The 12,631-nt window shown below is 41.3% G+C and carries 7 protein-coding genes; 5 read left to right on the forward strand and 2 right to left on the reverse strand.

The genetic code is table 11. The features are described from left to right. Positions 1-2,391 carry a zinc-dependent metalloprotease gene (locus BLO34_RS05080; RefSeq protein WP_090753148.1) on the reverse strand — a complete coding sequence of 797 codons (2,391 nt, stop codon included), beginning with the start codon at positions 2,389-2,391 and terminating at the stop codon, positions 1-3. A 76-nt stretch (positions 2,392-2,467) separates the two neighbouring features. Between BLO34_RS05080 and BLO34_RS05085 the strand changes: the two genes are divergently transcribed. Beyond that, complete coding sequence (locus BLO34_RS05085; protein WP_090753149.1) at positions 2,468-2,848, forward strand: glycoside hydrolase family 43 C-terminal domain-containing protein; 381 nt, start codon at positions 2,468-2,470, stop codon at positions 2,846-2,848. Positions 2,849-3,091: 243 nt separating this feature from the next. On the opposite strand, the gene BLO34_RS05090 is transcribed toward BLO34_RS05085, so the two are convergent. Further along, positions 3,092-4,264: a GlmU family protein gene (locus BLO34_RS05090; protein ID WP_090753151.1), complete on the reverse strand. Its 1,173-nt coding sequence runs from the start codon at positions 4,262-4,264 to the stop codon at positions 3,092-3,094. 79 nt (positions 4,265-4,343) lie between these two features. On the opposite strand from BLO34_RS05090, the gene BLO34_RS05095 reads away from it, so the two are divergent. From BLO34_RS05095 to BLO34_RS05110, 4 genes are all read left to right on the forward strand, one after another. Further along, a complete protein-coding gene (locus tag BLO34_RS05095; protein WP_090753152.1) occupies positions 4,344-5,420 on the forward strand; it encodes a DUF3810 domain-containing protein in 1,077 nt (358 codons plus the stop codon). Positions 5,421-6,993: 1,573 nt separating this feature from the next. Continuing rightward, the gene (locus BLO34_RS05100; protein ID WP_090753154.1) at positions 6,994-9,963 is read left to right on the forward strand and encodes an amidohydrolase family protein; all 2,970 of its coding nucleotides are present in this window, start codon (positions 6,994-6,996) and stop codon (positions 9,961-9,963) included. A gap of 128 nt (positions 9,964-10,091) precedes the next feature. Next, positions 10,092-11,396, forward strand: a complete 1,305-nt coding sequence (locus BLO34_RS05105) for an amidohydrolase family protein (protein ID WP_090753156.1) — start codon at positions 10,092-10,094, stop codon at positions 11,394-11,396. A 322-nt stretch (positions 11,397-11,718) separates the two neighbouring features. Then, positions 11,719-12,459, forward strand: a complete 741-nt coding sequence (locus tag BLO34_RS05110) for a PIN domain-containing protein (RefSeq protein ID WP_090753158.1) — start codon at positions 11,719-11,721, stop codon at positions 12,457-12,459. Positions 12,460-12,631: the final 172 nt, after the last annotated feature.

The raw sequence follows: 12,631 nt of genomic DNA on the forward strand, positions 1-12,631 counted from the left end.
TTACATCCCACAACTCCCTATAGGACTTCCATCTGGAATTTTCTGAACCGGTATTTCCTTGATGGTTTCTGGATGCTCTTCTGCTCTATTTATCATTTGTGCCAAAACTAGATCTTCAGCATTTCGGGAATTATTCAATTTACTTTTTACGGTATTGATCTCTGATAAAACAGCCGACTTCACATTGACATTCAACGAACTTGAATTATTTGCCATAAGTAATTTGGACACATACATTTCCTTCAATCGCTGCTGAATCAGTTTTTCATATTCTCCGCTGGAATTTTCAAAAACCGTTTCTGTCATGTCGTTCATCATTTCGGTCAGTTCGAGGTTCTTGCCGTAGATGTTTTGCTGGGCAATGCGATTCAATCTTGTGGCATTCAGCAAGAAATCCAAAGTCACCTCTGCACTCGTTACTGCGGCAGATACTGGATCAAAAGCCACTCCTGTTTCTGATTTGAAGCTTTCTCTGTCTCTATTGTATCCATAAGCTCTTGGTGGGAACAATTCCAAAACATTTTCTGGAATAGTAAGATTCTCGACTTCGATAGTATTTAGCAAAGCTTCCAATGCTTGTTTTTGTTCTTTTTCTGGAACATACTCGAATTCTGGATCGCCTTTCATAGCATAGCTGTATCGCATACCGCCTACTAATTTTGACGCTGCTTCCACCTGATAGCGGTGTGAGAAATACACGGGAACAAAGACATCTTCCAAAACACTAAGTGGCTGGCCTTCTGGAATATTATCAAGTCCGAACTGATTCATCGCCACGGAGCGTATGTTCATCATCCGGTTAAGTTCTTCCACCGCATTCTCGCCGCCATCCCAAAGGTGTGCATCTGCACTGGCACCGCTGCTGTCTCTGGCATCACTGTCGCTAATGAATTTAAGCTGCTGATCTTCGGCAGCTTTAATGATGCTCTGTAGGTATTGATTTTCAGTCATTCCTTGTGGTGCCGTACCGTAAGAATATAGGACGGTCAATTTGTCCCATTCACCTATTCCCGTATCATAGGCATCTGCCAGGGATATCTTACCGTCAACCAATTCATACTTGGGATGCGGATAATCCATCACGCTAGCGCGATCACTCACACTTGCAGCAAAATTATGGGCAAACCCTAAGGTGTGACCTACCTCGTGAGCACCCAGTTGACGTATTCTAGCCAGTGCCATTTTTAGCATCTCTGGAGATTCTTGTCCATTGGCAAAAGGCGCGTCCAGCATTCCTTGTGCCAGCATATAATCCTGACGTATTCTCAAACTTCCTAGACTCACGTGACCTTTCAATATCTCACCCGTTCGTGGATCTGTTATGGAACCACCATAACTCCAGCCACGTGTGCTGCGGTGCACCCATTGAATCAAATTGTATCTCAAATCCATAGGATCTGCACCTTCAGGAAGCATTTTTACTTGGAATGCATTGATATATCCTGCACTTTCATAGGCTTGATTCCACCAGCTGGTGCCTTCCAGTAATGCACTGCGCACGGGTTCTGGCGTTCCGGGATCCAAATAGTAAATTATAGGCTCTACAGCCTCACTCCTATTAGCTTGCTTATTCTTTTTCTCTAGACGGTGACGAGTGATCCATCGTTTTTCCATAGGCGTTCCTATCTCACTGCTGTAATCCAAATAACTAGTGTAAAATGATCCAGATCGTGGATGAAACTCTCGTGGTTCAAAACCATCATCTGGCAGTTCTACAAAACTATGATGTTGTATCACACTCACGCTGCTGGCATCTGGTGCCACACTGCGAAGGTTACGGCCTTTGGGCTCACCTGAAAAAGTGAGCATCGCTTCAAATTCTACGTTTTTAGGGAAAGCTTTGGTATTATCCATCCAGATCGCACTGCGGGATTTTTCGATTTTATATGTTCCCTCATTTCGTGATTTGAGACGGTCAGCCACGCCATGTGCGTCCTCCATTAAAAATGGGGTGATATCAATGTTGTAAGTGCCGTCGCTGGATTTTTTGTCCTTGTCTTTCTCTATTTCAAATCCATAGAGTATCGATCGCGCAAAGGCTTGTTCCACAGACTTTTTCTCTTCGCTATTATCAGTGATCGCACGATATTTTTGGTTGGGTTGCACGAGTAGCAATTTGTTGCCAGCTTTGACCCATTTAACCACAACGCCGTCGCCCAACTGTCCACGATCCAGTCCTATATCGTTGGATCCCAGTCCTGTGGATAGCGAGTGAACGTACAAAAATTCTTCATCTAAGTCCTTGACCTCGAGCAGGATGGTTCCCTTGCTGTCATCATAGGTGAAGTTGAAAAAGCCTTTGAATTGCTGTGGTGATGTTGATGATTGCGCTTTCGCGAAAGCGGTACAAAAAACAAGACAATAGAACGTTATAGCTGGTAGGTATTTCATAGTTTTATGCTGAGCCTCTAAAATACCAATTAACGCGATAGAATTTAAGAATCGCCTATTTAAACATTATTGATCCATGAAATTATTAGGTTTTCTTCTCTTATTGATCACGGTAAATTCTTGTGACAATACCAAAAATACTTCCAATGAGCTGGTGGGAACATGGCGCCACGTAGAATCATTGAGCGATATAGGCGATGGCAATGCGACTTTTCATAGAGTCAACAGTAAGAAAACAATGACATTCAACACTGACGGAACGGTTACCTCAAATGAAAATGTTTGTACAGGAAATAATTTCCAAGAGGGCAGCACCGCAGATTGGGATACGGACAATGAATCTTTCTCCCTAGGCGATTGTCAGGCAACCTACTCTTATGATGCCGACATTGAGGAATTAATCATCAATTATCAGTGTATCGAGGCTTGTGGTGAGAAGTATATAAGGTTTGAATGAATAAGTTATAAGATCCTAAAATGCTTTGTGCTTGGTTCTAACAATTAATTAGCCGACAAATTTCTTATAAATAGCACTAGCTCTGTAAAAATTCACGACAAGCTTTTGCCAATGCTGGCTTCTAACCGAGTGTCAAAATACGGATGCCTGCTCGAGCGCAGTCGAGAGCTATCTGGTAGCAACAAGCTTTACTGGAGATAGTATGATCTTGACTACACTCTACCCAATATGGAAATGAAACCCCTAATCCTTCCTATACTTTGAAGTCTGTTCAAACACCGCATCAAGAATGTCAATGTCAGTTTGTTCCAGCGATAGGCCACGTCGTTTCATAACCACATCTGCGACTTCATAAGCCTTATTTGTTTTGTAAGTCATGGTTCCCTGCGGGCCGCCCCAAGAAAAGCTGGGAATAAAATTACGCGGATAGCCAGCGCCGTAGATATTGGCACTTACTCCTATCACGGTTCCTGTATTGAACATGGTATTGATACCGCATTTAGAATGGTCGCCCATCATGAGCCCGCAAAATTGTAGTCCGGTTTTTGCAAAACGTCCGGTTTCATAGCTCCATAGTTTGACTTCAGCATAATTGTTTTTTAGGTTGCTGGTGTTGGAGTCTGCACCTATGTTGCACCATTCGCCTAACACGCTATTCCCTAAAAATCCCTCGTGGCCTTTGTTGGAATATCCAAATATCACCGAATTATTGACCTCTCCACCAATTTTTGAATGTGGTCCTACAGTCGTTGGTCCGTATACTTTGGTTCCTAATTTTGTAGCACTATGCTCACATAAAGCAAAGGATCCTCTAATGATTGAACCTTCCATGAGCTCAGTATCTTTACCTAAATAAATAGGTCCTGTAGATGCATTTAATATACAGAATTGGGCAATAGCACCTTCTTCTAAGAATATATTCTCTGGATTTACAGTCTGTACAGAATCAGGAATAGGTTGGCTTTTTCTTCCTGTGGTAAGTAAATCAAAATCTGCTTGAAGGGCTTTTCCATTTTTAGAGAAAATGTCCCAGGTATGGAAAATTCCATCTACTTCTTCTTCTGTGAAAAGCACTTGCGTCAATTCAATAGTTGGTGTGTGAATTTCTTTGGCTCTGTAGGCGATCACTTGATTGCCGCCCATGAGCTTCTGCCCTATTTCTAGCTCTAATATCTTATCTGCCAGTTTTTGAGTGGCGAAAATATGTCCTGCAACGATTAGATTATCAGCTGTTTCTTTGAGTGGATATTTTGTTTGCAGATAATCTTCTGTTTGGTAGCTGACTTTTTGTTCCAAGAATTTTTCCCAACGTTCTACCATGGTCAATATCCCGCAGCGGATGTGCGACGTAGGTCTCGTAAAAGTGAATGGCAATAGTGGAGTATGCAGATTGAAGTCGGCTAAAACGATGTTCATTGAATTGTATTTTGCGCTAATTTCGGGAAAATAAGTTTTATCCCATGCGAATCTTTGAGCCTATTGATACCTTAGCCGTATGAAAAAATGGTGGTTGCTTGTCTTATCTATTGGATTGTTAATACTCCAGCTTATTTATTATAGGTCTCTACGCCATTTCCCAGAATTCGTTGAAGAATGGTATAGCACCGGAATTTATCCATACATAGGCCGAGCCATGCGTTTTGGATTGGGTTGGATTCCGTTTTCTTTTGGTGATCTGGTTTATGGCATCGTGATCATTTTAGCGTTGCGATGGGTCATTTTATTTATTCTGGAACTTTTTAAAAAGCGAAAAGAATTCAAGCTGGCTGTAAAATTGAAAGAGCTGGTCATGGCTGTCAACCTAGTATTGTTCTTCTTCCATATGGCTTGGGGTTTTAATTATTACCGCCAACCTCTCAATGAGATTTTAGAATTAGATTCTACATACACTGATGAACAACTCATCAGCACCAATAGGAAGTTGATTTTTACTGCCAATAAGCTGCATCAAACTCTACAAACCAATGACTCGCTTGCTGTTGTTTTTCATCGAACTCAAGATGAGTTATTTGAACTAGCTCCAGAGGCGTTTGAAAATTTAAAAAGTATCGATCCAGCGTTGACTTATGGTCCAAGCAGTATAAAGGAATCCTTGCTCACGCTTCCATTAACTTACATGGGTTACAGCGGTTATCTAAATCCCATTACCGGCGAGGCGCAAACCAATGGTTATATCAACAATTATAAAACGCCGGTGCTCATCTTGCATGAGATGTCTCATCAATTGGGATTTGCCAAAGAAAATGAGGCTAATTTCATCGCGGTCATTTCAGGAATGAAGCATGAGGATCCTTACTTTCAATACAGTGCCTGTATTTTTGCCTTACGCTACTGTCTCAATGATTTATATCTAAAAGACCCAGCTGCTTTTCAATTGCTTAAAACAGAAATTTATCCAGGTATTTTTCAAAACTATAAGGAACTGGATGATTTCTGGGAGCCTTATGATGATAATGTAATCGAGAAGGTCTCGCAAGCGAGTTACAATACGTATCTACAAGCTAACAATCAGCCGGATGGTATGCGTACGTATAGTTATGTAGTGGCTTTGTTGGTGAATTATTATCAGTGATGTTTTTGATTGTTTGATAGGAGAACAAATTATATAGGTTTTGTTTGAAACGAATCGCTCCTTCTCGACTTGCCTGCAGCAGGCAGGCTGTCGCTCGAAGCGGCTTTCATCTGGACTTTTGATAATCCTAAGTATAATGTCGTGAATCTGCCATTTCTAGACGTGGTTTAAATGTTATCTTAGATATCAAGTTCTCTTTAAAACGAATCGCTCCTTCTCGACCTGCCTGCAGCAGGCAGGCTGTCGCTCGAAGCGGCTTGTTTTATGGAGGTTCAAGTAGGTCTCGACTACGCTCGACCAAGCATTGTTTACTGCAGATTATAAGTTTCTCTCATTACTTTTTCCATTGCCGAAAAAGTAACCAAAAAGTCTAGGCTGTGGCACACCTGTCTAAAAATATCAGAGCCTTCGCCAAAGAAATTAAAACGCTTTCGGTTTAATGAGCATATCGATCCTAAAAAATTCACTTCTCATAAATCACATTTGATTAGCCGACTAATTTCTTTCAAATAGCTCCAGCTCTTTCATTTTTTACGACAGACTTGCCAATGCCTTTTTCTCTTTAAATATCAAAAAACGGATGTAGGCTCGAGAGGCAAGAGCCATTTTTATAGCAATAAGCTTTAGAACATATTTGGTAGGTCTCGACTACGCTCGACCAAGCATTGCGCTCTGATTTGCTCTCATTACTTTTTCCATTGCCGAAAAAGTAACCAAAAAGTCTAGGCTGTGGCACACCTGTCTAAAAATATCAGAGCTTTCGCCAAAGAAATTAAAACGCTTTCGGTCGAATGAGCATATAGATCCTAAAAAATTCACTGCTCATAAATCACATTTGATTAGCCGACTAATTTCTTTCAAATAGCTCCAGCTCTTTCATTTTTTACGACAGACTTGCCAATGCCTTTTTCTCTTTAAATATCAAAAAACGGATGTAGGCTCGAGAGGCAAGAGCCATTTTTATAGCAATAAGCTTTAGAACATATTTGGTAGGTCTCGACTACGCTCGACCAAGCATTGCGCTCTGATTTGCTCTCATTACTTTTTCCATTGCCGAAAAAGTAACCAAAAAGTCTAGGCTGTGGCACACCTGTCTAAAAATATCAGAGCTTCCGCCAAAGAAATTAAAACCCTTTCGGTTGAATGAGTATATTGATCCTAAAAAATTCACTGCTCATAAATCACATTTGATTAGCCGACGAATTTCTTTCAAATGGCTCCAGCTCTTTCATTTTTTACGACAGACTTGCCAATGCCATTTAAACTTAAAGTATTCTAACAAATGCCTACTCCAACTGGCTGGCATGAAATAATTGAGATCTCGAGTACAATCGACTTAAAATTAGTTTCTATTGCGTTAGGGATTGAAGTGAAAATCCTTTTTTGAATCGACGCATGAAATGCGACGTTTCAAAAAAGATTGCAACGTAAAGCCCGACGATCCCGTCAAAAACGGGATGGGAACGCCCATATCTTTTTTGTAAGAATTTTAATCCTTCAAATAGTTCACTGTGGCATCGCTATTTTAATCGTGATCAGATTCCTATCTTTAAAGCTTAAAATCAACTTTTATATGAAAAAATTACTTTTTTCTCTCTTGGCGGTGGCAGCAATGACGTCCACGGCACAAGAATATTTCCCAAATAACGATGATATTTCGGCGGTGAGTAGTGCCACTCGAGCGATCACTAATGCAACGATTATCACGAGTCCTGGGAAACGAATGGAAAACGCATCGATCCTGATGAAGGATGGCAAAATTGTCGAGATAGGCAAAAACATCAAAATTCCTCAAGGAACGCTGGTAGAAGATGCTGAAGGAACCTATATCTATCCATCTTTTGTGGAGGCGTACGGTGATTTTGGGATGAAAACTCCTGAACGTGCCTCACGCAGCGGACAACAATACGATGAAGGTCGGGAAGGCTTCTACTGGAACGATCACATACGACCTGAACAAAATGCGATCGATTTTTATGAATACGACAGCAAGGCAGCGGAAAAGATGATGGAAGCCGGTTATGGTGCCGTACAAACGCACCTGCACGATGGTATTGCTCGTGGTACGGGAATGTTGGTCGCGCTGAATAACAACGGTAATGACTCTGAGCGCATTTTGGTCAACAAAAATGGCGCCTACTACTCTTTTGACCGCAGCCGTCAGACCAATCAGTCCTATCCTACCTCGCTTATGGGAACGCTCGCATTACTGCGTCAGTCTCATTTTGATGCAGACTGGTATGGAAAAGGAAATTCCAAAACTAAGGACCGTTCGCTGGAAGCATTGAATGCTACTAAGGGTATGGTTCAATATATAGAAGCTGGCGATAAGAAAAATATCTTGAGAGCAGATAAGCTGGGCGATCGCGTGGGCAAACAATTTGTCATTGTAGGTGGTGAAGATGCTTACGAAATGGTAGAAGACATCAAAGCTACCAACGCGCAATTGATTTTACCTGTAAACTTTGAAGATGCTTATGATGTGACCAATCCTTACCAAGAATGGTACGTGAATCTATCTGATATGCGTGACTGGAAACAAGGTCCTGGAAATCCAAAGATGCTTGCAGATGCTGGTATCACATATGCCATCACAACGCATGGCTTGAAATCTCCTGGAGATTTGAACGGTAAATTGATGAAGGCCATGGAATATGGACTTACTAAAGAACAGGCGCTAGCATCACTTACCACCATTCCTGCAAAAATCATCAAAGCAGATGCGATGGTGGGAACCTTGGAAAAAGGAAAACTGGCCAACTTTATCGTGACCAGCGGTGAGCTTTTTGAAAAGGACACTAAGATTTATGAAAACTGGGTTCAGGGATCCAAGCATATCCTTAAAGACCGCAGCGTGATTAATGCTGATGGTAACTACACGGTACAAATGATGGGTGATTCTTATTCTTTTGACATCACAGACGATGCTAAAAAAATCACGGTGAAACAAGACAGCACCAAATTAGGCAGCAAGATTGTTCGCAACGGTGACTGGATCACCGTAACCACATCTCAAAAAGATGCCAGCGACAAATCCTATACACGCTGGATGATCAAACTTACTGACGACACTTCTAAAATCAACGGTAAGGTTTATATGCCTAATGGTACAGAACGCAGTTTTGTAGCTACTAAATCTGCAGCCACCGCAAGTGAAGATGAAGATGATGACAAAGAAGATGAAGAAGATACTGACATAGCAAACATGGAAATGGGAGCCATTACCTACCCTAACGTTGCCTTCGGATCTGCAACTAAGCCAACTGAAGAATCCATTTTATATAAAAACGCAACGGTCTGGACTAATGAGGATCAAGGTATCGTTGAGAATATGGATGTTTTGGTCAAGAATGGAAAAATTTCCAAAATTGGCAGCAATCTCAATGCTGGTGGTGCACGCACCATTGATGCAACGGGAATGCACCTTACCAGCGGTATCATTGATGAGCACTCACACATAGGAATTGATGGTGGTGTGAATGAAGCAGGACACAATTCTACGGCAGAAGTTACTATTGAAGACGTTGTTGATCACGAGGACATCAATCTGTATCGTGACCTTGCTGGCGGCGTGACGACCTCGCAATTACTGCACGGTTCTGCTAACCCAATTGGTGGACGAAGCGCGATCATTAAATTGAAATGGGGCTACAAGCCAGACGAGATGATCTATGAGAACTCTCCTAAATTTATCAAGTTCGCTCTAGGCGAAAATGTAAAGCAGTCCAGATATGATAACGGTATTCGTTTCCCGCAAACGCGAATGGGTGTTGAACAAGTTTTTGAGGACTTCTTTACAAGAGCTCAGGAATACGAAAAGACTCGTGGAACCGACAGCTTTAGATTTGATGAAGAAATGGAAACCCTTTCTGAAATCCTAAAAGGTGAACGTTACGTGACCTGTCACTCTTATGTACAGACTGAAATCAACATGATGATGGAAGTAGCAGAGCGTTATGGATTTACCTTGAATACATTTACTCACATTCTGGAAGGCTACAAACTAGCCGATAAGATGGCAGCGCACGGTGCTGGTGGTTCTACTTTCTCTGACTGGTGGGCTTACAAATATGAAGTAAATGATGCGATCCCTTACAATGGTGCGATCATGCACTCTCAAGGTGTGGTAACAGCTTTTAACAGTGATGATGCAGAGATGTCTAGAAGACTGAATCAAGAAGCTGCCAAGGCTGTTAAATACGGTAATGTAAGCGAGGAAGAAGCCTGGAAGTTTGTGACACTCAATCCTGCAAAACTATTGCACATTGATGACCGTACCGGTTCTATCAAAGAAGGAAAGGATGCAGATCTAGTGTTGTGGAACAAGCACCCGCTGGATATTCAGGCGCGACCACAAATAACTATGGTGGATGGTATCGTGTTTTTTGACATTGATAAGGACATGCAAATGAGAGCTGCGGTTAAAAAAGAGCGTCAGCAATTGTCCAACGAAATGATCATGGCCAAAAACAAAGGACTTAAAACCCAAACGCCAAAGCAATCCAAGAAAACCGAATATCATTGTGATACCCTAGAATGGTAAATAGATGAATTTGAACTTGAAGCCGAGTTTTTAAATTTCGAATTAAGGTTGGTTTCAAAAGATTGAAAGAAGTAAAATATAATATTGAAATTCTAGATTTGGGAAACTGAATTTATAAATTATAAAAAATGAAAAAACTACTATATATAGCAAGTCTGCTCGCGGTGACGACAGGTATTGCGCAACAAGCGCCTGCACCAGTGCAGTCCAGTGCGGTGCGTATCATGAACGGTACGGCACATTTGGGTAACGGTGAGGTGATTGAAAATTCTGTAATAGAATTTGAGGATGGAAAATTGACAATCGTTGGCGATGCAACCATCATGCGACTGGCAGCACCTACAGGCGAGGTTATCGACGCCACTGGCAAACACATCTATCCAGGAATGATCGCGGCAAATACCACGCTGGGATTGGTTGAGGTAGATGCCGTAGGCGCCAGTGATGACGAGCGCGAGATAGGAACCTACAACCCACACATACGCAGTATTATCGCGTACAATGCAGAAAGTAAAATTGTCGAGACCATGCGTCCCAATGGGATCCTACTCGCGCAGGTAACGCCACGTGGCGGCCGTGTTTCTGGTAAATCCAGTGTGGTACAGATGGATGCCTGGAACTGGGAAGATGCCGCTGTACGCATGGATGATGGTATCCACGTGAACTGGCCGCGCAGCTTCTCAAGATCTGGATCTTGGCCTGATTTTGGTCCCATCGAGCCGTCTGAGGATTATGAAAAAGACGTGGAGGAATTACGCTTGTTTCTCAACAGAGCAAAAGCCTATGCCAAAACCAACAATCCAGAAAACGTGGACCTGAAATTACAGGCTATGGGAACGGCCATGGCAGGAACGACAAATATGTACATACATGTTAGTGGTGAGAAAGCGGTTATTGATGTACTCGCTTTCGCGAAAGCGAACAACCTATCCAACAATCTCGTACTCGTAGGCGCCGAAGGATCTGAAAACATCGCTGCAGACATCGCCGCAGCTGGCGTACCGGTACTCGCAGCGCGCGTGCACAGCTTGCCATCCAGAGAAGATGAGGATTATGACATGCCCTACAAATTCCCTAAACTGCTGGCAGATGCGGGCGTACTGGTAGGACTGGAAAACTCAGGAAGCATGGAACGCCATCAGGTGCGCAACGTGCCGTTTTATGCGGGAACGGTCGCCGGTTTTGGCCTAGACATAGAAAAAGCATTGATGATGGTTACACTCAATCCAGCCAAAATCCTAGGCATTGATGCAGATTATGGCTCACTGGAAACAGGCAAGAGCGCTACCCTTTTTATATCTGAAGGCAACGCACTGGACATGAGAACCAACAAACTGACCCGCGCATTCATTGACGGTCGCGACGTATCGCTAGACACACGCCAGAAGGAATTGTACGAGCGCTATATGGAGAAATACTCTCGTGAGGATTAAGACAATCCAACTACCCTATTTCAAAAGCCCATTCAATTTGAATGGGCTTTTTTGCTGGTTGAAAAGATTTATAGTTTTCGCTGCTACAATAGAAAGAAGTTGACTTCCTAAGAACCGACATTAAACGTTTAAGATTTAAAAGGTTTCATAACCAACTAAAATACGGTTACGTGCGAATCCCAATAAAAGTGTGGATAACCAACTCATCTGATGAAAGTTTGTAGTAATAAATTGGTTAAGTTTGGTTATACACTAGTTGTGAGCAATTAATGACAAACACCTGTAATAACGTCAAAATAAAGGACTAAACGATATTTCATAAATGACCGATGTAATTTTAGATACTAATATTTGGATTTCACATATAGCAAAGGATAAACCTAATGGAATATTTGATTCTTTTAAAAGTCAAGTAGATAATGGAGAAATCTTTCTTTTGATTAATGATATTATTCTTGATGAATGGCAAAGAAATAAAAGCAATACAATTCGAGATATTACTAATGAAATCAAATCAAGTTCAAAAAATGCACTTCGAATGAAAACATTTCTCGACGAAAATGGAAAACAAAAAATTGATGAATTGTTAAGTGATTATAATTCAAAAGAAGAGGAGCGAATAAAATTGGCCGAACAAAGAATCGAACAAGTAGAAAAATTAATGACTAACGCAACGAAAGTAATTGTAACTAATGAAATGAAAATTCGAGTTGCAGATTGGGCATTAGAGAAAAGAGCGCCATTTAAACAAAAATCTAATAGTGTTGGAGATGCTTTAATTTTGTTAAGTACAGTAGAGCATCGTAATTCCGATAGTACTTCTCATTTTCGTCCAGGTTTTTTTATCTCTTTCAATCACACAGATTATGCACAGAGAGAAAACTCTGATGAAATTCACGAAGATTTACAAGAATTATTGGATGGAGCAAATCTATCCTACAAAAGGAATATCGGAGAAGTTTTGAGCCTAACACCTGAATTAAACGCTGAAGTAGAATCATATATTGACTATCAAGTGGAGTCGTATATGGAAGACCAAGCAGAAATAAGGCGTGGGAAATAACTGCTCACAACAACGTATATAGCTCATAGCTAATCAGTTGCTTAAACAAAGTTAAGGTATATTTAGAAAGTCGCCAAATTTTTAAATTTGACGATTTCCAATAAAAAAGATAAATAGTAAAATTTAAAAATCTGGCTTATGCTCAAGCGAAAAATAATCGCTAATTTGCACG

This window comes from Nonlabens sp. Hel1_33_55, assembly GCF_900101765.1.
Lineage (GTDB): Bacteria > Bacteroidota > Bacteroidia > Flavobacteriales > Flavobacteriaceae > Nonlabens.

Bases quoted from the DNA above. Each gene is read 5' to 3' on its own strand.
- BLO34_RS05080 (WP_090753148.1), bottom strand. From the start codon at position 2,391: ATGAAATACCTACCAGCTATAACGTTCTATTGTCTTGTTTTTTGTACC.
- BLO34_RS05085 (WP_090753149.1), top strand. From the start codon at position 2,468: ATGAAATTATTAGGTTTTCTTCTCTTATTGATCACGGTAAATTCTTGT.
- BLO34_RS05090 (WP_090753151.1), bottom strand. From the start codon at position 4,264: ATGAACATCGTTTTAGCCGACTTCAATCTGCATACTCCACTATTGCCA.
- BLO34_RS05095 (WP_090753152.1), top strand. From the start codon at position 4,344: ATGAAAAAATGGTGGTTGCTTGTCTTATCTATTGGATTGTTAATACTC.
- BLO34_RS05100 (WP_090753154.1), top strand. From the start codon at position 6,994: ATGAAAAAATTACTTTTTTCTCTCTTGGCGGTGGCAGCAATGACGTCC.
- BLO34_RS05105 (WP_090753156.1), top strand. From the start codon at position 10,092: ATGAAAAAACTACTATATATAGCAAGTCTGCTCGCGGTGACGACAGGT.
- BLO34_RS05110 (WP_090753158.1), top strand. From the start codon at position 11,719: ATGACCGATGTAATTTTAGATACTAATATTTGGATTTCACATATAGCA.